This window comes from Pseudomonas sp. 2(2015) (assembly GCF_000955865.1).
In the GTDB taxonomy this organism is placed as follows: domain Bacteria; phylum Pseudomonadota; class Gammaproteobacteria; order Pseudomonadales; family Pseudomonadaceae; genus Aquipseudomonas.
The window spans coordinates 21,475-41,237 of record NZ_JYOF01000019.1; the positions used below are offsets into that span (position 1 = coordinate 21,475).

Sequence of the window (19,763 nt, forward strand, 5' to 3'; positions counted from 1 at the left end):
GCGCGGCATGTTTCCTGCCGGGCCAGTGAATCTTTAGCCATCGTGCGAGTCTGAGCGTGGATCGCCGTGACGGTCGTCACCTCACCTGTCTACGCTATCCTTGTGCGAGACTCACGCAGGAATCCAGCGCTATATGAATGTCCTGATCGTTGATGACGAACCCCAAGCCCGGGAACGCCTGAGCCGACTGCTCGGCGAACTGGAGGGCTATACCGTGCTGGAGCCCAGCGCCACCAATGGCGAAGAGGCCCTGGCCCTGATCGACAGCCTCAAGCCTGAGGTGGTCCTGCTCGACATTCGCATGCCGGGCCTGGATGGCCTGCAGGTCGCTGCCCGGCTGTGCGAACGCGAAGCACCGCCTGCGGTGGTGTTTTGCACCGGTGACGATGAGTTCACCGTCGAGTCGTTCAAGGACAGCACCCTGGGCTTCGTGCTCAAGCCGGTGCAGCCCGACAGCCTGCGCGACGCCTTGAAAAAGGCCGAACGGCCCAACCGCGTGCAACTGGCGGCCCTGACCCGCCCGGCCGCCGAGAGCGGCAGCGGCCCGCGCAGCCATATCAGCGCGCGCACCCGCAAGGGTATCGAGCTGATTCCGCTCGACCAGGTGATCTACTTCATTGCCGACCACAAATACGTGACCTTGCGCCACGAGGCCGGCGAAGTGCTGCTGGACGAGCCGCTCAAGGCTCTGGAAGACGAGTTTGGTGAACGCTTTGTGCGCATTCACCGCAATGCGCTGGTCGCCCGCAACCGCATCGAACGTCTGCAACGCACGCCGCTTGGGCATTTTCAGCTATTCCTCAAGGGCCTCAACGGTGATGCCCTGATCGTCAGCCGCCGGCATGTGGCTGGTGTACGCAAAATGATGCAACAGCTTTAAGGGCGGGGACCAGGGAGCGGTCGACGGCCAGGGATGGTCGGCTCCTACCATGATTTAGATCTGCTAGCGGTCTGGACTGAGCTGTTATCATCGGGCGAATCTATCTCGTACGGATCGTTCCATGTCCACTCGCGAAATCCGCATTGCCACCCGCAAAAGTGCCTTGGCCCTGTGGCAGGCCGAATATGTCAAAGCCCGTCTGGAACAGGCCCATGCCGGCCTGGTCGTGACCCTGGTGCCGATGGTCAGCCGTGGCGACAAGCTGCTCGACTCGCCGCTGTCGAAAATCGGCGGCAAGGGCCTGTTCGTCAAAGAGCTGGAAACCGCGCTGCTGGAAAACCAGGCCGACATCGCCGTGCACTCGATGAAAGACGTGCCGATGGACTTCCCCGAAGGCCTGGGCCTGTTCTGCATCTGCGAGCGCGAAGACCCGCGCGATGCCTTTGTTTCCAACACCTTCGACAGCCTTGAGGCGTTGCCGGCCGGCAGTATCGTCGGTACCTCAAGCCTGCGCCGCCAGGCGCAGTTGCTGACCCGCCGCCCGGACCTCGAGATCCGCTTCTTGCGCGGCAACGTCAACACCCGTCTGGCCAAGCTCGATGCCGGCGAGTACGACGCCATCATCCTCGCCGCCGCCGGCCTGATCCGCCTGGGCTTCGAAGACCGTATCACCTCCAGCATCAGCGTCGACGACAGCCTGCCCGCAGGCGGCCAGGGCGCAGTGGGCATCGAGTGCCGCAGTGCCGACAGCGAAATCCATGCGCTGCTGGCGCCGCTGCATCACGCCGACACCGCCGACCGGGTGACTGCCGAGCGCGCCCTTAACAAACACCTCAATGGTGGCTGCCAGGTGCCGATTGCCTGCTACGCGGTGCTCGAAGGCGAGCAGCTGTGGCTGCGCGGCCTGGTTGGCGAACCGGCTGGCGGCAAGCTGCTCACGGCTCAGGCCCGTGCGCCGCGCGAGGAGGCCGAAGCGCTCGGTATCAAGGTCGCTGAAGACCTGCTGGCTCAAGGTGCTGAAGACATCCTCAAGGCGGTCTACGGCGAGGCCGGGCACCCGTGAGCGCCTGGCGCCTGCTGCTGACCCGGCCGGCCGAAGAGTGCAGCGCGCTGGCCCGCACGCTTGCCGAGCAGGGCGTGTTCAGCAGCAGCCTGCCGTTGCTGGAAACCGAGCCGCTGGCGCTGACGCCGGCGCAGCTTGGCCAGGTGCAGGCGCTCGACCAGTACAGCGCGATCATCGTCGTCAGCAAGCCGGCGGCGCGCCTGGCGCTTGAGCAACTGAACGCGCACTGGCCGCAGCTGCCCGCGCAAGCCTGGTTCACCGTTGGCGCTGCCACCGCACAGATCCTCGACGACCACGGTCTGAATGTCAGCTACCCGGCACAAGGTGATGACAGCGAAGCGCTGCTGCAACTGCCGGCGTTGACCGCCGCGATCAAGCGCCCGCAATCCCGGGTGCTGATCATCCGTGGCGAAGGCGGGCGCGAGCTGCTCGCCGAGCGTCTGGCGGCACTCGGCGCGCGGGTCGATTACCTTGAGTTGTATCGCCGCTACCTGCCGCATTACCCTGAGGCCACTCTGGTCCGGTGTATCGCCGGGGAACGCCTGAACGGCCTGGTGGTCAGCAGTGGGCAGGGTTTTCAACACTTGCGCCAACTGGCCGGTGAACACTGGCCGCAGTTGGCGCAATTGCCGTTGTTCGTGCCCAGCCCACGGGTGGCGGAACTTGCCCGCGCCAGTGGCGCACAGAATGTAGTGGATTGCCGTGGTGCCAGCGCCGCGGCTTTGCTGGCAACATTGCAGGAAACTCCTGCACCAGCCCCCTAAGGCGCTAAGCTGATTGGCGACGTGCCACAAAGCAAAGGATGGATACGTGAGCGAAACTGTCTTGCCCAACGATGAACTGAAGGCCCCAGAGGCTCCTGCGCAAACCCCCGTGGAACCTGCCAAACGCTCCGGCAACGGCCTGGCAGTCCTGGCCTTGCTGCTGGGCGCGGCAGGTGTCGCCGTTGGCGGATGGGGCGTATGGCAGGTTCGCCAGCTCCAGGGTAGCGAGCAGGGCCAGGTGCAGAGCCTGCAGGCCCTGAGCGAGCAAGCCCTGGCCCTGCAACAACGTGAACAGCAGATGTCTGCGCAGCTGGCCGGCTTGCCGCCCGCATCCGAGCTTGAAGATCGCCGGCGCCTGGTGGCGCAGTTGCAAGGCGATCAGCAACGCTTGAGCCAGCGTCTGGAAACCATCCTCGGCGCCAGCCGCAAGGACTGGCGCCTGGCCGAGGCCGAGCACCTGCTGCGCCTGGCCAGCCTGCGCCTGTCTGCCTTGCAGGACATCGCCAGTGCGCGCGAGCTGGTCAAGGGCGCCGATGAAATCCTTCGTGAGCAGAGCGACCCCGGCTCGTTTGCCGCCCGTGAGCAACTGGCCAAGAGCCTGGCGACCCTCAACAGCGTCCAGCAGCCCGACCGCACCGGCCTCTTCCTCAAGCTGGCGGCCCAGCGCGAGCAGGTGTTGCAGCTCAGTGCGCAATCGCCGGAATTCACCAGCAATGCCGATGCGCTGGGTGCCTTGACCGCCGACGGCGATGGCGCCAGCCGCTGGTCGCAGTGGTGGGCAGAGCTGTCGAAGTACTTCCAGATCGATTTCGATGCTGACGACAATATTCGTCCGTTACTATCCGGGCAGTCACTCAACCAGCTGCGCCTGGCTCTGAGCCTGACCATCGAACAAGCCCAGTGGGCGGCGCTCAACGGCGAGGCCAAGGTTTATACCCAGGCCCTGGACGACGCCCGCAGCGTACTGCTGGCCAACTTCAACCCGGACAACCCGCAGAGCCAGGCGATGCTTGCCGCCCTCAACGAACTGGCCGAGCAGCCGGTCACCGTGCTGGTGCCGGACCTGGCCGACAGCATCAGTGCCGTGCAGGCCTACCTTGAGCGCCGGCATCAGCCAGTCGAGGGGGCCAAGCCATGAAGCGCGTCTACCTGCTGGCGGTGGTGGCCATTGCCGTGGCAGCCGCGCTCGGCATCGCGATCGCCAAGCACAGCGGTTATGTGCTGATTTCCTACGGCAGCTTTCGCTATCAATCGGGCCTGTGGGCAGCGCTCGCAGCCTTGGCCGGGATCATCCTGGCGCTGTTGCTGGTGCGCTACCTGGTGGGCCTGGTGCTGACCTCCGGCGGGGTGGTCAACCCCTGGTCGCGGCGTAACCGCAGCCGTCGTACCCAGCTGGCGATCGAGCAGGGCCAACTGGATCTCGCCGAGGGTCGCTGGGCCAGTGCCCAGCGCCACCTGCACCGCGCTGCCGAAGCCGAGCGTCAACCGCTGCTGTACTACCTCGGCGCTGCGCGTGCCGCCAACGAGCTGGGCCGCAGCGAAGACAGCGACAACCTCCTGGAGCGGGCGCTGGAGCGCCAGCCCGAAGCGGAACTGGCCATTGCCCTGAGTCATGCCCAGTTGCAGATGGACCGCGGCGACAGCGACGCTGCCCTGGTAACCCTGCAGGCCATGCAGGAGCGTCATCCGCATAACGTTCAGGTGCTGCGCCTGTTGCAACGCCTGTATCGCGAGCGTGGCGACTGGTCGGCACTGATCCGCCTGCTGCCCGACCTGCGCAAGGATAAAGTGCTGCCGGCAGCGGAGCTGGCCGAGCTTGAGCGTCGCGCCTGGGGCGAGAACCTCAACCTGGCGGCCAGCCGCGAAGGCGATGAGCAAACCGCCCGGCAATCCCTTGAGCGCGCCTGGCAGCAGCTCACTGCTGCGCAGCGCCAGGAGCCTCAGCTGGTGCTGGCCTATGCCGAGCAACTGCGCCAGCTGGGCGCCGAAAGCGAAGCCGAGCAAGCCCTGCGCGCCGCCCTCAAGCGCCAGTACGAAAGTCACCTGGCGCGCTTGTACGGGCTGGTGCGCGGCAGTGACCTGGCGCGCCAACTGCAAACTGCCGAAGGCTGGCTCAAGGACCATCCCGACGACCCCAGCCTGCTGCTGACCCTGGGCCGTTTGAGCCTGCAGAACCGCCTGTGGGGCAAGGCACGGGATTACCTGGAAAGCAGCCTGCGCGTGCAGCGCAATCCTGAAGCCTGTGCAGAACTTGCGCGCTTGCTCGCTGGCCTGGGCGATACCGAGCGCAGCAACCAGCTGTTCCAGGAAGGCCTGGGCATGCTTGATCAGCGTCTGCTGGCATTGCCGCTGCCAGAGGCCGTGCGAGCTTGAGCTACCCATGGGCGCGCGAAAAAACGCGTGCCCATGGGCTCGAACAAATCTCCTGCTTTAGCCGGTAATTTTTCCTTCAGATGCCCAGCTATCTTTCTTGCTTAGTTCGGGATACTTCCCTTGTCGTTCAGGGACTTGTCCCGGCTGTCTTGCCTTGATACAAGCCGCGCCTTTCCTCTACCGTTGTCGCCTGTCCATCGCGCTCCTGGATTCGCCATGTCGTTGGCCCGCTTGCGTTCACTGTTCTTCCCGGCGTTGCTGGCATCGGTACTGGTCCAGGCTGCCGCCTATTACCTGGAATTCGGCATGGGCCTGGTGCCTTGCCCGCTGTGCTACAGCCAACGTTTGTTTTTGGGCGCCTTTGCTCTGGTTTGCCTGTGCGCGGTAGTGCATTCCCCAGGGCGTCTGGGCACCCGCATCTATGCCGCGCTGGCGTTGTTCTTCGCCACCGGCGGGGCACTGTTGGCCGCCCGGCATGTCTGGCTGCAAGGCAATCCGGCGCTCTCGAGCATCGAATGCGAACCGGCTTTTGACTATGTCCTCGAAAGCATGCCAATGCTTCAGGTCGTCAAGGCAATGATCATCGGCAGCCCGGATTGCGTGCCAATCACCTGGAGTTTCCTCGACCTGACCATCCCTGAGTGGAGCCTTTTGTCGTTCGTCTTGCTGGCAACCCTGCCGACCTGTCGCCTGCTCGGTCGCACCCGGCCACTGTTCAGTCGCTCGGTAAAAAACTGAGGCGAAGTTTTTCACTGTGCAAGCGACCGGCGGCAAAGGATGGGCGGATTAAACACTTGTATGAACTTTGTCGCGTGCGTACCTTGAAGGCTAGGGCGCACGGGAATAATCTCCCTGCACGCATACCGAAAACACAGCTGCTCGATGCCGCTCTGCTGACTTCACCTTTGCTCTGCACATTTGCGGCGCGGGGGCAGGGGGCATTACCCAGAAGGGAAGAGATCGCCATGCTAGATAGTTGTCAGAATGCTCAGGAACGCTGGGGTGGGGTCCATAAACTCATTGACCGCTGGTTGGATGAGCGTGCAGAGCTGGTGACGGCTTTCCGCGAGCTGCGTGATGCCAAACCGGCCTTTGCCGACAAGGACAAGAGCCGGGACTTCTGTGCGGTACTGGTCGACTACGTGTCAGCCTGGCATTTCGAAGTGAGCGAGCAACTGGTCAGCGAAGCCAAGGCGTTTGGCGATACTCGCGGGCTCGAGCTGGCCAAGCAGATCAGCCCGCGCATTGATGCAATTACCGAAATCGCGTCGGCCTTCAACGATCATTGCGACAAGGGCGACTGCAATGACTCTGAGCGCTTCGCGAAAAAGCTTCGCGAGCTGGGCAGTTTGCTGCACGAACGTTTCGAACTCGAAGACTGCCTGATCGAAGTGCTGCACACCGCGCACAGCGAAGAAGGCGCAGTCCAGGCTTGAGGGTGCTGCCGACCCTCAGTCGGCAACCCCGAGCAACTCGATCTCGAACACCAGCGGCGTATAGGGCGCAATCAGGTCGCCCGCGCCTTCGGCACCGTAGGCCTGCGCCGAAGGAATCACCAGTCGCCATTTCGACCCGCTCGCCATCTGTGGCAATGCCACTTGCCAGCCCTCGATCACACTGTCCAGATTGAACCATTGCGGCTGCTGGTTCTGATCGAACACCGTGCCATCCGGCAACTTGCCAACATAGCGAACCTGGACTTTGCCGCCGGCTTTTGGCTTGCTGCCAGTACCGGCCTGCAACTCGCTCACGAGTATCCCTTCAGCCAGTTCACGCACTCCGGCCCGGGCCCGTTCAGTGGCCAGGAATCGTTTTTCCGCGCTCAGCAATTGTTCGCTTTGTGCTTGAACTGCAGCTTGGTTGGCCTGGGCATCATGTTCGCTGAGTATTGCCGCCATGCGTTCTTGGCTCAGGGCCAATGGCTTGTTCTGATAAGCCTGGCGCAAGCCATCGATCAAGGCATCGAGTTGCAGGCCGGGAACTTCCGTGCGCAGGCGCTCGCCCAGGCTGGCACCCAGGCTGTAAGCCAGGTCATGGTCGCTGGCGGGTTTAGTATCAGGCGCTGCAATTAACGCTGTTGGCAACAGCAACAGGGTAAGGACTAGATAACGCGGCACAGGCTCGCTCCTGCTTCAGAGGAAATAAAGTATGCCAGCCTTCGCTCGTCACTTCGTGTAAATATCAGCAACACTTTGTGCAGCATCTACACTTGTTTCCAGCTGCAGCGATAACAACTTTGCCCAGGCATGCAACGCGGCGCATTTAATACTGTCAACATGCCCTAGCGGCGGTAGCAGCAGAAGCATAGTATGAGCCGCAATCTCGTCAGCCAGGAGGTAAACCATGTCGGCCAATAAGAAGCCAGTAAGTACGCCGTTGCACCTGCTCCAGCAACTCTCGGGCAGCCTGCTCGATCATTTGGAAAATGCCTGCTCGCAAGCGCTGGCTGATGCTGAAAAACTACTCGCCAAGTTGGAAAAACAACGTGGCAAGGCCCAGGAAAAACTGCACAAGTCGCGGCTGAAACTGCAGGACGCTGCCAAGGCTGGCAAAGCCAAGGCGCAGAAAAAAGCCAAGGACGGGGTGAGTGAACTGGAAGGTTTGCTCGACTCGCTGAAAGACCGCCAAACGCAAACCCGCACCTACATCCTGCAGCTCAAGCGTGACGCTCAGGAAAGCCTGAAACTGGCCCAGGGCGTTGGCAAGGTCAAGGAAGCTGCCGCCAAGGCATTGAGCGTGCGTTCGGCCAAACCTGCTGTTGCAGCAGCCAAGCCCGCAGCAAAACCTGCCGCCAAAGCACCGGCCAAACCTGCGGCGAAAACCGCAGCAGCCAAACCCGCAGCCAAGCCAGCGGCTAAACCTGTGGCCAAAGCGCCAGCCAAGCCAGCGGCGAAAACCGCAGCGGCTAAACCTGCCGCCAAGCCAGCGGCCAAACCAGCAGCGGCGAAAGCACCTGCCAAGCCTGCAGCAAAAACTGCAGCAGCCAAGCCTGCCGCCGCTAAACCTGCGGCAAAAACCGCAGCTGCCAAGCCAGCGGCCAAACCTGCGGCTAAAGCGCCAGCCAAGCCAGCGGCTAAAACCGCAGCGGCCAAGCCTGCCGCCAAGCCAGCGGCCAAACCAGCAGCGGCGAAAGCACCTGCCAAGCCTGCAGCCAAACCAGCAGCGGCAAAACCTGCAGCCAAGCCGGCCGCTAAACCTGCCGCAGCTAAAGCGCCGGCCAAACCCGTTGCCAAACCGGCAGCCGCTAAACCTGCAGCCAGGCCAGCCGCTGCCAAGCCAGCTCAGCCTGTAGCTGCCAAGCCTGCTACTCCAGCAGCGCCTGCAGCACCCGCTGCTTCTGCACCGGCAACCACAGCGCCAGCAGCTTCGGTAGCATCGACCACTCAGACCCCGTCTTCGGCGTCCTGAGTCGTCAGCATTACGGCGCGCAGCCTTTGCAGCGCGTCGTGATGCGCACCGGCGCCTTCGGGTGCCAGCCAGCCTATCCAGTCCACTTCGGCTTCGGGCGTTGCTGCCCAGTCTTTGCAGGCCGTCTCCAGGCGCTCCAGCAAGATGCGTTCTGCCGCTAACTCCAGGCCTTTTACCTGCTCGCGCAATACCGCCAGTTGCGCATCCTTGGCTGCTTCGTCACGCCAGGATTGGCGCAGTGCGCGCAACGGTTTCACCACCTCGGTTTGCCAAGCCTCGGCGAGTTCCTTGAGTTGTTTAACCCGTTGTTCGTTCGCTGCGATACCGCGTGCGCCGAGCCACACGCCGCACAGCAGCAGGCAGACGTCGCCACCCCGGGCCTGCCATTGCAGGCAGGCGGCTTCTACGCCCGGTCGAGCGTAGAGCTTCAGGGCAAAATTCCACAGGTCGGTGTGCATGGTCCCACTCGCGCCAGTTGCCGACGAAGCTGGTAGACTCCGCGGCCATTATGATCAGACTATCGAACCTCACTTTACAGCGTGGTCCACAGCGCCTGCTAGAAGGCGCCGAGATGACCCTGCACGCCGGCCAGAAAGCCGGCCTGATCGGTGCCAACGGCGCCGGTAAATCCAGCCTGTTCGCCTTGCTGCGCGGTGAGCTGACGCCCGACTCGGGCAACTGCCAGCTGCCAGCAGACTGGCGCATCGCGCACATGCGCCAGGAGGTCGACACCCTCGAGCGCCTGGCGGTCGACTATGTGCTCGACGGCGATGCCCGCCTGCGCAAGGTCCAGGCCGACCTGGCTGCGGCCGAAGCTGCCCACGACGGCACTGCACTGGCACGCCTGCATATCGAGCTCGACAGCGCCGACGGTTATACCGCCGATGCGCGGGCGCGCAAGCTGCTGGCAGGCCTGGGGTTTACCAACGAGCAGATGGACCGCCGGGTCGGCGACTTCTCTGGTGGCTGGCGGATGCGCCTGAACCTGGCCCAGGCCCTGATGTGCCCGTCTGACCTGTTGCTGCTCGACGAACCGACCAACCACCTGGATCTGGACGCCATCCTCTGGCTCGAAGACTGGCTCAAGGGCTATCCGGGCACGCTGCTGCTGATCTCCCACGACCGTGACTTCCTCGATGCCGTGGTCGATCACGTCGCCCATGTCGAGCAGTGCAAGCTGACCCTCTACCGTGGTGGCTACACCGCGTTCGAGCGCACCCGTGCCGAACGCCTGGCGCAGCAGCAACAAGCCTACGAGAAGCAGCAGGCGCAGCGCGCGCACATGGAAAAGTACATCGCCCGGTTCAAGGCCCAGGCCACCAAGGCCCGTCAGGCGCAGAGCCGGATCAAGGCCCTGGAGCGCATGGAGGAGCTGTCGGCGGCGCATGTCGATTCGCCGTTCGACTTCGTTTTCCGCGAGTCGGAGAAAATCTCCAGCCCGCTGCTCGACCTGTCCGAAGCCCGCCTGGGCTATGGCGACAAGACCATCCTCGAGAAGGTCAAGTTGCAGCTCACCCCGGGGGCGCGGATCGGCCTGCTCGGCCCCAACGGCGCGGGCAAGTCGACCCTGATCAAGAACCTCGCCGGCGAACTGGAGCCGCTCAGCGGGCGCCTGGTACGCGGCGAGAACCTCTCGGTTGGCTACTTCGCCCAGCACCAGCTCGACTCGCTGGACAACAAGGCCAGCCCGTTGCTGCACCTGCAGCGCCTGGCGCCGACCGAGCGCGAGCAGACCTTGCGAGACTTCCTGGGTGGATTCGATTTCCGCGGCGCGCGCATCGACGAGCCGGTGGTGAATTTCTCCGGCGGCGAAAAAGCCCGCCTGGCCCTGGCCCTGATCGCCTGGGAGCGGCCGAACCTGTTGCTGCTCGACGAACCGACCAACCACCTGGACCTGGAAATGCGCCTGGCGCTGACCATGGCCCTGCAGGAGTTCAGTGGTGCGGTGTTGGTGGTCTCTCACGACCGTCACTTGCTCAAGAGCACCACCGATGACTTCCTGCTGGTCGCCGACGGCAAGGTCGAGACCTTCGACGGTGACCTGGACGACTACACCCGCTGGCTGGTCGAGTACCGTCAACGCAATGCCCCGGTCAGCACTGCGCCGGTCAATGCCGACAAGACCGACAAAAAGGCCCAGCGCCAGGCCGCTGCCGCCCTGCGTCAGCAACTGGCACCGCACAAGCGTGAAGCCGACAAGCTCGAACGCGAGCTGGGCACCGTGCATGAGCAACTGGCCAAGGTTGATGCCAGCCTGGCTGACAGCGCCCTGTATGAAGCCGCGCGCAAGGACGAGTTGCGTGAGCTGTTGGCCCAGCAGGCCAAGCTCAAGGTTCGTGAAGGGGAGCTCGAGGAAGCCTGGATGGCCGCCCTGGAGACCCTCGAGGGCATGCAGGCGGAGCTGGAGGCGTTGTCCTGATGGAATCCTTGCAGTTGCCATTGCCGGTGGAATGGATCGCTCCGTTCTGGCTGGGTTTGCAGATCCTGCTGATACTTTCGGCGGCGTTCATCCTGCAGCGCGTGGTTGCCCGTTGCCTCAAGCGCCTGGGCGAGCGCTACCCGTTGCCACCGGAGCTGCTGATGCCGCTGCGTGGTGGCCTGCGCTGGCTGATCATGGGCAGTGCGCTGATCTTCGTGCTCGAGCGCCTGGGGGTTTCCGCCACGGTGCTGTGGACCGCACTGTCCGGGTTCGTGGCGGTTGCCGCAGTGGCGTTCTTCGCCATGTGGAGCGTGCTGTCGAACCTGCTGTGCGCGGTGCTGATCTTTACCGTCGGGCCGTTTCGCATCGGCGATGTGGTGGAACTGGTGGAAACCATCGACAAGCCGGGCGTCAAAGGCCGGGTGGTGGCCATCAACCTGTTGTTCACCACCTTGATCGAACTGCCGGAAGCGGGCGGTGCGTTGGTGCAAGTGCCCAACAGCCAGTTCTTCCAGAAATCGGTGCGGCGCTGGCGCGGTGCCGAAGTGCTGCCGCTGGTGAGCGAGAGCAAAACCCCGGGCAATTGATCGATCGCAGAAAAAAATCGTGGTGATTTTTTCGCCAGGGCACTAGCTTAGAGGTTTGTAACAAGATAGTGCCGAGGTGCGCGATGTCATTGGAAACGTGGTTGGCATTTTTTGCCGCTTGCTGGGTGATCAGTCTGTCGCCGGGTGCCGGGGCCATTGCCTCGATGTCCTGCGGCCTGCAATACGGCTTCTGGCGCGGCTACTGGAACGCGCTAGGCCTGCAGCTGGGCCTGGTGCTGCAGATTGCGATCATTGCCGCCGGCGTCGGTGCCATCCTCGCGGCATCGGCCACCGCATTCCAGGTGATCAAATGGTTCGGCGTGGCCTACCTGGTGTACCTGGCGGTCAAACAGTGGCGGGCGCTGCCGGCTGACATCAGCGACGAATCCGCCGTGCGCCCGATCGGCAAGCCGTTGAGCCTGGTGTTCCGTGGCTTTCTGGTCAACGTCAGCAACCCCAAGGCGCTGATCTTCATGCTCGCGGTGCTGCCGCAGTTCATCAATCCGCATGCGGCGCTGGTGCCGCAGTACCTGATCATTGCCGCGACCATGGTCACGGTCGATCTGATGGTCATGGCCGGTTACACCGGGCTTGCGGCCAAAGTGCTGCGCCTGTTGCGTACGCCCCGGCAGCAGCGGCGGATGAACCGCACCTTTGCCGGACTGTTCCTGGGGGCTGCGACCTTGCTGGCGACCATTCGCCGCGCGCCGGTGTAGGAAAACAAGCAGCATAAAAAAAGGCGACCCGAAGGTCGCCTTTTTACTTTCTCAACGCAGGATCTGCGCTGGCTCGTCAGGCGGCAGGTTGTTGCGCGCCGGGGTGCGTTCACGCTCCGGCATCGCGCCTACCAGCTGTTCGGCCAGTTGCTTGGCAACGTCCATGCCCAGTTCCTTGGAAACCTCACGTACCACCCGTGGGCGGTTGAGGGTGACCCGAACATCCTGGCTGTTGACCAGCTTGGTGTCCTGGCCCTCACCCATGGCGGTGAACGCCGAGGTGATCTCGTAGGTCTTGGTGTTGATCAGGCTGAAGTCGGCCACCAGGCTCAGGCCGAGGATCGCCGAATAGCTGTTGGTGTTGTCCAGGGAGGTGATATCGCGCTGGAAGTCGATATCCGACAAGGTACCGAACAGCACGTAGTCAGCACCTTTGAAGTTGCCGTTCTTGATGCGGCGGATAACGTCGTAGACGTCAGCCTTGGCATCGGCGGTGTACGGCGTACCCTGGACCAGCTGGAACATCCCGGACTTGAGAATCTCGCCCTTGATGTCGCCGCTGAACTTGCGCAGCTCGGTCTGCTCGATGTAGCTCTCGCTGCTTTCGAACTCGCTGTAGCTCGACGAACCACTGGCGTGGTACATGCTCGCCTGGCTGCTGTTCTGCGCCGAGACCATGTGGATGTACTGCTCCACACGCTCCTGGTAGGCGAGGTCGGTTACTGCGACTTTTGGGGCCGCTTGCACGCTGAACGCGCAAGCCAGGCCCAGAATGCCCATCCATGCACGCATTGCTTAGCGCTCCGTGGTCTTGCGGATTTCTTTCTCGTCCATCCACTCGGCCAGGCCGCTCTCGACGTCGATCAGCTGCAGGCTGAACTTGTAGAACACGTCCTTGTAGTCGCTGCTGCGCTTGACGATCGAGCTGATCGAGCCTTCCAGGCGGTACTTGGCGGCGATCATGTTGCCGGTCTTGGCCACGGTGCCTTTCTTGTACAGGCCGCTCTGGTTCTGCAGCTTGAGCTGGTCAACCTGGCTCTGCATCTGGGTGTTGTCGCTGGCGAAGCGGGCGGTGCCGGACTTCATCAGCTGGGTTTTGATCGACGTGGTGATCTCGCGGGTATCGATGTACTCGCTGGTCTTGTTCTTCACGTCATAGACCTGCACCACCGGGCGACCCTGGAGGATGCCGGACTGGGCCAGCGAGCGGGTCATGGACTCGGCGATCATCTGCAGGTCGGTCGAACCGAACTCGTTGGTGACCAGTTCTACGGCCTTGCTGTCGCCGTAGCCGATGTTCTTGCCGCCCAGGACCGGCGACGGGGTGCTGCAGCCGCTGACCAGGGCAATGGCAATGGCGGCGAGGGAAATACGTGCAATCATGAAAATGTGCTCCTGCAAAAATGATTACTGAGACTGAACTTCGATACGGAAGTCGGTGGCCTGGGATACCGGGGCAATCGCCGGCAACACGCTGGCCTGCTTGCCATACAGGGTGACGGTCTTCCAGCTCTCTTCATCGGCCACCGGGAAACCGTCGTTGCCCAGCCAGGCGAAGCGGTAGAACAGGGTCTTGTTGCTGCTGCTGGTGTTGTTCAGGGACACCTTGACGGTCAAGAAGCCGTTCTCGCGCGCAACGCGCATCGGGCCGGTCTCGATGTTCTTCAGGTTGCCCATTTTCACCACTTTGCTGGCAGCGCTGCCCGGCTCTGGTGGTGGCGGGGTCGCGCAACCGGCCAGCAGGGCTGTGACGAGAACGGCGAGCAATTTGATACGCATGGCGTTTCCTTAAGGTTGTTTGAGGCTGGCGACGGCCTGGCCAGTGGCTTTTGGTGCCACCTGCAGGGCAGGGCCACCGGCGAAGACCTGGTTGCCGACGACGCGCAGGGTGACCACCTGGAACGGCCGGTCAATCTTCACGCTGACCTGGCTGCCGCCCAGGCTCGAAGGCAGGCTCAACTGGTGTTCGCCCTGACGCAGGCGCACGCGGGCTACCTGGGTTTCATCCGGCAGGGTGCGCCAGGTACGGGTGTCGGCACCTTCGGTGATGGTCGAGGCGATACCCAGTGCCAGGCCAGCCAGCGGGTTGGCGTCGTTCAGTTGCTTTTGCGCCACACCACGAGAGATAGCCCGCACGCTGGTGCGCAGGATGATCCCCGGCATGTCGTCACGCAGGGCGCGGCGGGACATGGCAGTGGTGCTGTTGAGTGCGGTCAGCTTCAGCGAGTGGTCGTTGAGGTAGATTTCGCTGAAATGCGCGGTGGAAGTGTCTTCCTTGATCACCGGGAACGACAGCGGGGTGATCACCAGGTTGCCGCTGATCGGCAGCGGCAGCGGGACGCGCACCGAGTCGCGGGCCGGAGCGAGGCCGCTCTGGATCACGATCAGCACATCGCTTTCAGTGGCTTTCGCCGCTGGCTTGTCCAGGTCGAGCAGGGCTTTTTCCAGCAGCGGGGTGTTCGGGCGCAGTTCGGCAGCCTTGCGGTAGCCCGGTGCGGCCAGGCCTTTCTCACCCAGGGCTTCGTAGACATAGCCAGACAGGTAGTGGCTGAACGCACTCTGGTAGCTGTTCTTGAGGCCCACCACTTCTGGCGCGTCGAGGCTGGCGACCGGGTAACCCTGAAGGTCCTTGTACTCGGTCTTGACGCCTTCTTTCTCGGCCTCTTCTTCGCGCTTGAGGTATTCCTTGTCGCGCAGCTCGGCAATCACCGCTTCGCGCTCGTGGGTCTTCTTGATTTCGGTACGGGCGCCGTCGAAGTCGTTCTGGGCCAGCAGGTTGAGGGCCATCTGCGTGGTCAGCATGACTTTTTCGTAGTCATAGCCTTCGTAGCGGCGCACCTTGTCGTTGACCAGGTAGCTGCCGAACTGGCTCAGGTACTTGTCGGTGTCGAGCTTGACCGACTCTTCCCACTTGAACACCACGTCATCGGCACTGCGCCAGGCCAGCTGGCTGCCGGCCAGGTCGCCCTTGGAGCGCAGCAGCTCGCCTTTCTCGAAGTAGTAGAGAAGGTCTTTGTCCTCACCCTTGTTGTTTTTTTCCAGCAGCGCCAGGGCAGCGTCGACGTTGCCGCTGGTCAGGTGCTGGTTGGTTTCCTGAAGTTCGCTGTCATAGCTGCGAAAGGCCGAGCAACCAGCCAGTTGAACGGCCGCGAGCAGTGTCGCGACGGTGAGGACACGGGATGCCATCTGAATTCTTCTTCCCTGAATTGATGAAAAGCCTGGGGGCGAGAAGGCTGTCATCCCTTTGGCAATATCGCCAAATCCTCTTAAAAGAAGAGCCAAAATTCTGATCCGCTATATAGCGGCGCGGCATTATAAACGCATTTGCTGGCTAAATAATGGCGTTGTGCTTTAGGAATTTGCCGTCGTGCCAGCATTCAGCTATCGGCCGACGAACGGTCGTTCTTTAATCGGGAGGTGTCGCAGGGTATTTGTCACAAAATTCTTCAAGGATTCATCTGGCAAGCCTTGAGCGAACGGCAGTGGAAGTGAACAATGCTTTACCTCGTATTTCCATTTGAGAGTCGCTCATGATTCCCCGTTCCCGCTTACTCGCCTGGCTGCTCTGGCCGGTGCTGGCGCTGAGCAGTGCCACGCTGCTGGCCGACAGCCCCGATGGCGCTGCCAAGGCCCTGCACCTGCTCGATTACATCGGTGCCGATTACCCGGCCACCGTCGAGGCGGGCAAGGTAATCGACGACGGCGAATACCGCGAACAGCTCGAATTCCTCGATGTGTTGCAGGGATTGATCGGCGCCTTGCCGGCGCGCGCTGAGCGCCAGGCCCTGGAGCAGGGCGTGGTCAACTTGCGTACGGCGGTCAGCCAGCGCCAGGACGGCGCGGTGGTCGCCCGCCAGGCCCGTCAGCTTGGCGCGCAACTGGCGGTGGCCTATGAGGTCAGCCAGGCGCCGATCATTACCCCGGACCCGAGTCGCGGCGCGCCGCTGTATGCCCAGCATTGCTCGGTGTGTCATGGCGACACTGGCGCCGGCGACGGCCCCGCCGGCCTCGGCCTGACCCCGCCGCCGGCCAACCTGCGCAGCCTTGAACGGCTGGATCGCCTGAGCCTGTTCGACCTGTACAACACCCTCGGCCTGGGCATCGAAGGCACCGACATGCCGTCGTTCGCCGACCAGCTTGACGAGCGCCAACGCTGGGACCTGGCGACCTATGTCGCCAGCTTCACTGCCGACCCGGCCAAGGCCAAAGGCGATAAAACCTACAACCTGGCCGACCTGGCCCGTCAGACCCCGGCCGAAATTGAAGCCAGCGAAGGGCCAGAGGCACTCGCCCGGTTCCGCGCCCAGCGTGCGCAACCGCCGCAGGTCCAGCGCGGCCCGGCGCAACTGCTGGACTACACCGCCAGCACCCTGGACAAGAGCCTGGCGGCCTATCAGGCCGGTGATCACGAGCAAGCCTACGACCTGTCGGTAGCGGCCTACCTGGAAGGTTTCGAGCTGGTCGAAAGCTCGCTCGACAACGTCGATGCCAACGTACGCAAAGACACCGAGAAATCCCTGATGGCCTACCGTCAGTCGCTGCAGGACGGCCTGCCGCTGGAGCAGGTACAGCAGCGCCTGGGCGCCGCCAAGGCCAAGCTCAAGGACGCCGCCGGCCTGCTCGGCGGCGATGGCCTGAGCTGGTCGCTGAGTTACATTTCCGGCTTGCTGATCCTGCTGCGCGAAGGTCTGGAAGCGATTCTGGTACTGGCGGCGATCCTCGCCTTCCTGCGCAATACCGGCCAGCAATCGGCGGTGCGCAGTGTCAACGTCGGCTGGGGCCTGGCCTTGCTGGCCGGGCTGGGTACCTGGGCACTGGCGGCCTATGTAATCGACGTCAGTGGCGCCCAGCGTGAACTGCTCGAAGGCTGCACGGCGCTGTTTGCCAGCGTCATGGTGCTGTGGCTGGGTGTGTGGATGCACGATCGCCGGCACGCGGCGGCCTGGCACGATTACATCAAGAGCAGCCTGGTCAGTGGTGGCGGGCGCTTTGGTTTTGCCGTGCTGGCGTTTTTCTCGGTGTACCGTGAGCTGTTCGAGGTGATCCTGTTCTACGAAACCCTCTGGCTGCAGGCCGGCCCTGCCGGGCACAACGCGGTACTGGCCGGTGGTGCCACGGCACTGGTGCTGCTGGTGGGCCTGGCCTGGGTGATCCTGCGCGGCTCGGCCAAACTGCCGCTGGCGTTGTTCTTCAGCATCAACGCGGCGCTGCTGTGCGCCTTGTCGGTGGTGTTTGCCGGGCACGGGGTCAAGGCGCTGCAAGAGGCCGGGGTGTTCGGTACCCGGCCGGTGGCGTTCTTCGATTTCGACTGGCTGGGCATTCACGCCGACGCCTATTCACTGGCCGCGCAGCTGGTGGCCTTGTTGGCCATTGCCATCCTTTACGGGCGCAGCCGCCTGGCCGAGAAGCGCCGCCAGCCAGCGGGCTGATTTGAAGGCAAACGGGCGAGCAGGGATACTGTTCGCCCGTTTTGTTGGAAATCTGTGCCATGCGTGTGTGGATCGATGCCGACGCCTGCCCCAAGGCGGCCAAGGATCAACTGGTCAAGTTCGCCCTCAAGCGTCAGCTGGAAGTGGTGCTGGTGGCCGGCCAGAGCCAGATCAAGCCGGCTTTTGCCTGCGTCAAGCTGATCGTCGTGCCCAGCGGGCCGGATGCCGCCGACGATTACCTGGTCGAGCACGCGGTGCCCGGCGAACTGGTGATCTGCAGCGACGTGCCGCTGGCCGATCGCCTGGTCAAGAAAGGCGTTGCCTGCCTCGACCCGCGCGGCAAGGAGTTCGACGAGCGCAATATGGGTGAGCGGCTGGCGGTGCGCAACCTGTTCACCGACCTGCGCGAGCAGGGGCAGGTCGGCGGCGGCCAGGCGCCGTATGGCGACCGCGAGAAGCAGGCGTTTGCCAACTCCCTCGACCGCATTCTTACTCGGCTGAGTAGGAGCGGGCTTGCCCCGCGATGAGGTCCGTAATCTGAGCACATCATGTGGCGCCTGTACTACGACCGCTTCGCGCTCGATCGCGGGGCAAGCCTGCTCCTACAGGGGTGTTCAGTCATTCTCGTGGGTCAGTTCCAGCACCCGGTCGACCAGTTTGTAGATGCCGCCGGCGGCTTCGCTGATACTTTTTGCCAGCATGTAGGCCGGGGTGCTGACCAGCTTGCGCTGGGTGTCTTCGACGATGTCATGGACATCGCATTCCTCATGAGTGCCGCCCATCTTGACGATGGCCGCGCTGGTGCCGGCATCGCTGCCGATGGTGCAGACCACGCCAGGGCCGTAGATCTTCGCCGCCAGCGCTGGCGAGATGCATATCAGGCCGACCGGCTTGCCGGCTTCGGCAAAGGCTTCGGCCAGGGCCAGGACGTCCGGGTGCACGCTGCAGCCTGCGCCTTCAACGGCAAAGTTCGAAAGGTTTTTCGCCGCGCCAAAGCCGCCCGGCACGATCAGCGCGTCGAAGTCCTTGGCGTCGGCTTCGCGCAGGTCCTTGACCTCGCCGCGAGCGATGCGCGCCGATTCCACCAGCACGTTGCGGGTCTCGGGCATTTCTTCGCCGGTCAGGTGGTCGATCACGTGCATCTGCGCAATGTTCGGTGCAAAGCACTGCACCTGCGCGCCGCGCTGGTCCAGGCGCAGCAGGGTGATCACGCTTTCGTGAATTTCGGCGCCGTCATACACGCCACAGCCGGAAAGAATCACAGCAACTTTTTTCTGGGTCATGCTCACTACTCCCGATTCGAGGCGCTAAATGTCCTCTAGTTTGGCAGATGTCGCCATAGGGTTTATGCCATTCCCGGCCTAATCTTGCTGGATAGGCTGGAGATGAAAAGACCCATGGACCTGATCCTCTTGGCGGTACCGTTTTTCATTGTTCTGATCGTTGCCGAATTGCTCGCTGATCGATTGCGCGGCATGTGTACCTATCGCCTGGCAGATGCCATCAACAGCCTCAGCACCGGCGTGCTGTCGACCACCACCGGCCTGCTGACCAAGGGCGTCGGCCTGGTGACCTATGCCTTGGCCTGGGAACACCTGGCGCTGTTCAAACTGCCGGGCGAAGCCTTGTGGGTGTGGGTACTGGCGTTTGTCGTCTATGACTTTTGCTATTACTGGCTGCACCGTATGGGCCACGAGCGCAACATCCTCTGGGCCGCCCATTCGGTGCATCACCAGAGCGAGGACTACAACCTGTCCACGGCCCTGCGCCAGACCAGCAGCGGCTTCTTGCTGTCGTGGATCTTCTACCTGCCGCTGGCCGTGTTGGGGGTGCCGCCGCTGGTGTTCATCACCGTCGCGGCGCTGAACCTGCTGTACCAGTTCTGGGTGCACACCCGGCACATCCCCAAGCTGGGCTGGCTGGAATGGCTGTTCATTACCCCGTCCAATCATCGCGTCCACCATGCGCAGAACCCTCTGTACTTGGATCGCAACTACGGCGGAGTGTTCATTGTCTGGGATCGTCTGTTTGGCACCTTCCAGGAAGAGGACGACAACGAGCCGGTGATTTTTGGCGTGACCACGCCTTTGGCCAGCTGGAACCCGCTGTGGGCCAACCTGCAGT

At 63.0% G+C, this 19,763-nt stretch carries 20 protein-coding genes and 2 pseudogenes; 15 read left to right on the forward strand and 7 right to left on the reverse strand.

The annotated features are described in order from the left end of the window. Nucleotides 1–29: 29 nt before the first annotated feature. From UB48_RS27770 to UB48_RS22065, 8 genes and pseudogenes are all read left to right on the forward strand, one after another. Nucleotides 30–137: pseudogene (locus tag UB48_RS27770) on the forward strand (sensor histidine kinase); the annotation flags it as partial. Next, a complete protein-coding gene (locus UB48_RS22035) occupies nt 134–880 on the forward strand; it encodes a LytTR family DNA-binding domain-containing protein (protein ID WP_045201002.1) in 747 nt (248 codons plus the stop codon). The pseudogene UB48_RS27770 and the gene UB48_RS22035, both read left to right, overlap by 4 nt. Before the next feature lie 121 nt (nt 881–1,001). After that, a complete protein-coding gene (hemC, locus tag UB48_RS22040; RefSeq protein WP_045201004.1) occupies nt 1,002–1,943 on the forward strand; it encodes a hydroxymethylbilane synthase in 942 nt (313 codons plus the stop codon). Then, complete coding sequence (locus tag UB48_RS22045) at nt 1,940–2,707, forward strand: uroporphyrinogen-III synthase (protein WP_045201006.1); 768 nt, start codon at nt 1,940–1,942, stop codon at nt 2,705–2,707. Before hemC ends, UB48_RS22045 begins: the two co-directional genes overlap by 4 nt. A gap of 46 nt (nt 2,708–2,753) precedes the next feature. Beyond that, nucleotides 2,754–3,845, forward strand: a complete 1,092-nt coding sequence (locus UB48_RS22050; protein ID WP_045201008.1) for a uroporphyrinogen-III C-methyltransferase — start codon at nt 2,754–2,756, stop codon at nt 3,843–3,845. After that, nucleotides 3,842–5,080, forward strand: coding sequence for a heme biosynthesis protein HemY (locus UB48_RS22055; protein ID WP_045201010.1), 1,239 nt, complete (start codon nt 3,842–3,844; stop codon nt 5,078–5,080). Before UB48_RS22050 ends, UB48_RS22055 begins: the two co-directional genes overlap by 4 nt. A gap of 216 nt (nt 5,081–5,296) precedes the next feature. Beyond that, entirely contained in the window at nt 5,297–5,818 is a 522-nt protein-coding gene (locus UB48_RS22060; protein WP_045201012.1) for a disulfide bond formation protein B, read from the forward strand. Between the two features lie 227 nt (nt 5,819–6,045). Next, entirely contained in the window at nt 6,046–6,516 is a 471-nt protein-coding gene (locus UB48_RS22065) for an Rsd/AlgQ family anti-sigma factor (RefSeq protein ID WP_045201014.1), read from the forward strand. Between the two features lie 15 nt (nt 6,517–6,531). On the opposite strand, the gene UB48_RS22070 is transcribed toward UB48_RS22065, so the two are convergent. Further along, a complete protein-coding gene (locus UB48_RS22070) occupies nt 6,532–7,197 on the reverse strand; it encodes an FKBP-type peptidyl-prolyl cis-trans isomerase (protein WP_045201016.1) in 666 nt (221 codons plus the stop codon). A gap of 226 nt (nt 7,198–7,423) precedes the next feature. On the opposite strand from UB48_RS22070, the gene UB48_RS27460 reads away from it, so the two are divergent. Then, nucleotides 7,424–8,488: an AlgP family protein gene (locus UB48_RS27460; RefSeq protein WP_082075495.1), complete on the forward strand. Its 1,065-nt coding sequence runs from the start codon at nt 7,424–7,426 to the stop codon at nt 8,486–8,488. On the opposite strand, the gene UB48_RS22090 is transcribed toward UB48_RS27460, so the two are convergent. Further along, nucleotides 8,464–8,946, reverse strand: coding sequence for a TIGR02444 family protein (locus UB48_RS22090; protein ID WP_045201017.1), 483 nt, complete (start codon nt 8,944–8,946; stop codon nt 8,464–8,466). The genes UB48_RS27460 and UB48_RS22090 overlap by 25 nt on opposite strands. A 50-nt stretch (nt 8,947–8,996) precedes the next feature. Here UB48_RS22090 and UB48_RS22095 point away from each other — a divergent pair, with 50 nt between their 5' ends. The 3 genes from UB48_RS22095 to UB48_RS22105 all read left to right on the forward strand — a co-directional run bounded on the left by UB48_RS22095 (nt 8,997) and on the right by UB48_RS22105 (nt 12,210). After that, the gene (locus UB48_RS22095; RefSeq protein ID WP_045201019.1) at nt 8,997–10,907 is read left to right on the forward strand and encodes an ATP-binding cassette domain-containing protein; all 1,911 of its coding nucleotides are present in this window, start codon (nt 8,997–8,999) and stop codon (nt 10,905–10,907) included. After that, nucleotides 10,907–11,494 carry a mechanosensitive ion channel family protein gene (locus tag UB48_RS22100; RefSeq protein WP_045201021.1) on the forward strand — a complete coding sequence of 196 codons (588 nt, stop codon included), beginning with the start codon at nt 10,907–10,909 and terminating at the stop codon, nt 11,492–11,494. The genes UB48_RS22095 and UB48_RS22100 overlap by 1 nt, the downstream gene beginning before the upstream one ends. An 83-nt stretch (nt 11,495–11,577) precedes the next feature. Continuing rightward, nucleotides 11,578–12,210 carry a LysE family transporter gene (locus UB48_RS22105; protein WP_045201023.1) on the forward strand — a complete coding sequence of 211 codons (633 nt, stop codon included), beginning with the start codon at nt 11,578–11,580 and terminating at the stop codon, nt 12,208–12,210. Between the two features lie 51 nt (nt 12,211–12,261). On the opposite strand, the gene UB48_RS22110 is transcribed toward UB48_RS22105, so the two are convergent. The 4 genes from UB48_RS22110 to UB48_RS22125 are packed head-to-tail and all read right to left on the reverse strand — an operon-like array spanning nt 12,262 to nt 15,396. Beyond that, nucleotides 12,262–13,002 (reverse strand): hypothetical protein, encoded by a 741-nt coding sequence (locus tag UB48_RS22110; protein WP_045201024.1) that lies wholly within the window; start codon nt 13,000–13,002, stop codon nt 12,262–12,264. Between the two features lie 3 nt (nt 13,003–13,005). Further along, the gene (gene lpoB / locus UB48_RS22115; RefSeq protein WP_045201026.1) at nt 13,006–13,593 is read right to left on the reverse strand and encodes a penicillin-binding protein activator LpoB; all 588 of its coding nucleotides are present in this window, start codon (nt 13,591–13,593) and stop codon (nt 13,006–13,008) included. Nucleotides 13,594–13,617: 24 nt separating this feature from the next. Then, nucleotides 13,618–13,989, reverse strand: coding sequence for a YcfL family protein (locus tag UB48_RS22120; protein ID WP_045201027.1), 372 nt, complete (start codon nt 13,987–13,989; stop codon nt 13,618–13,620). Between the two features lie 9 nt (nt 13,990–13,998). After that, nucleotides 13,999–15,396 (reverse strand): COG3014 family protein, encoded by a 1,398-nt coding sequence (locus UB48_RS22125; protein WP_045201029.1) that lies wholly within the window; start codon nt 15,394–15,396, stop codon nt 13,999–14,001. Between the two features lie 344 nt (nt 15,397–15,740). Here UB48_RS22125 and UB48_RS22130 point away from each other — a divergent pair, with 344 nt between their 5' ends. Both UB48_RS22130 and UB48_RS22135 read left to right on the forward strand, forming a co-directional pair. Further along, nucleotides 15,741–17,639, forward strand: coding sequence for a cytochrome c/FTR1 family iron permease (locus UB48_RS22130; RefSeq protein WP_045201030.1), 1,899 nt, complete (start codon nt 15,741–15,743; stop codon nt 17,637–17,639). A gap of 59 nt (nt 17,640–17,698) precedes the next feature. Beyond that, nucleotides 17,699–18,166, forward strand: a complete 468-nt coding sequence (locus tag UB48_RS22135; RefSeq protein ID WP_038998109.1) for a YaiI/YqxD family protein — start codon at nt 17,699–17,701, stop codon at nt 18,164–18,166. A gap of 87 nt (nt 18,167–18,253) precedes the next feature. Here UB48_RS22135 and elbB read toward each other — a convergent pair whose 3' ends face one another. Beyond that, nucleotides 18,254–18,922: an isoprenoid biosynthesis glyoxalase ElbB gene (gene elbB / locus UB48_RS22140; RefSeq protein WP_045201032.1), complete on the reverse strand. Its 669-nt coding sequence runs from the start codon at nt 18,920–18,922 to the stop codon at nt 18,254–18,256. Nucleotides 18,923–19,114: 192 nt separating this feature from the next. On the opposite strand from elbB, the pseudogene UB48_RS28230 reads away from it, so the two are divergent. Next, a pseudogene (locus tag UB48_RS28230) lies at nt 19,115–19,663 on the forward strand (sterol desaturase family protein); the annotation flags it as partial. Nucleotides 19,664–19,763: the final 100 nt, after the last annotated feature.

What these genes read in the sequence shown, in the direction of transcription:
- UB48_RS22035 (WP_045201002.1), top strand. Translation starts at nt 134, where the DNA reads ATGAATGTCCTGATCGTTGATGACGAACCCCAAGCCCGGGAACGCCTG.
- hemC (WP_045201004.1), top strand. Translation starts at nt 1,002, where the DNA reads ATGTCCACTCGCGAAATCCGCATTGCCACCCGCAAAAGTGCCTTGGCC.
- UB48_RS22055 (WP_045201010.1), top strand. Translation starts at nt 3,842, where the DNA reads ATGAAGCGCGTCTACCTGCTGGCGGTGGTGGCCATTGCCGTGGCAGCC.
- UB48_RS22060 (WP_045201012.1), top strand. Translation starts at nt 5,297, where the DNA reads ATGTCGTTGGCCCGCTTGCGTTCACTGTTCTTCCCGGCGTTGCTGGCA.
- UB48_RS22065 (WP_045201014.1), top strand. Translation starts at nt 6,046, where the DNA reads ATGCTAGATAGTTGTCAGAATGCTCAGGAACGCTGGGGTGGGGTCCAT.
- UB48_RS27460 (WP_082075495.1), top strand. Translation starts at nt 7,424, where the DNA reads ATGTCGGCCAATAAGAAGCCAGTAAGTACGCCGTTGCACCTGCTCCAG.
- UB48_RS22090 (WP_045201017.1), bottom strand. Translation starts at nt 8,946, where the DNA reads ATGCACACCGACCTGTGGAATTTTGCCCTGAAGCTCTACGCTCGACCG.
- UB48_RS22095 (WP_045201019.1), top strand. Translation starts at nt 8,997, where the DNA reads ATGATCAGACTATCGAACCTCACTTTACAGCGTGGTCCACAGCGCCTG.
- UB48_RS22100 (WP_045201021.1), top strand. Translation starts at nt 10,907, where the DNA reads ATGGAATCCTTGCAGTTGCCATTGCCGGTGGAATGGATCGCTCCGTTC.
- UB48_RS22105 (WP_045201023.1), top strand. Translation starts at nt 11,578, where the DNA reads ATGTCATTGGAAACGTGGTTGGCATTTTTTGCCGCTTGCTGGGTGATC.
- UB48_RS22110 (WP_045201024.1), bottom strand. Translation starts at nt 13,002, where the DNA reads ATGCGTGCATGGATGGGCATTCTGGGCCTGGCTTGCGCGTTCAGCGTG.
- lpoB (WP_045201026.1), bottom strand. Translation starts at nt 13,593, where the DNA reads ATGATTGCACGTATTTCCCTCGCCGCCATTGCCATTGCCCTGGTCAGC.
- UB48_RS22120 (WP_045201027.1), bottom strand. Translation starts at nt 13,989, where the DNA reads ATGCGTATCAAATTGCTCGCCGTTCTCGTCACAGCCCTGCTGGCCGGT.
- UB48_RS22125 (WP_045201029.1), bottom strand. Translation starts at nt 15,396, where the DNA reads ATGGCATCCCGTGTCCTCACCGTCGCGACACTGCTCGCGGCCGTTCAA.
- UB48_RS22130 (WP_045201030.1), top strand. Translation starts at nt 15,741, where the DNA reads ATGATTCCCCGTTCCCGCTTACTCGCCTGGCTGCTCTGGCCGGTGCTG.
- UB48_RS22135 (WP_038998109.1), top strand. Translation starts at nt 17,699, where the DNA reads ATGCGTGTGTGGATCGATGCCGACGCCTGCCCCAAGGCGGCCAAGGAT.
- elbB (WP_045201032.1), bottom strand. Translation starts at nt 18,922, where the DNA reads ATGACCCAGAAAAAAGTTGCTGTGATTCTTTCCGGCTGTGGCGTGTAT.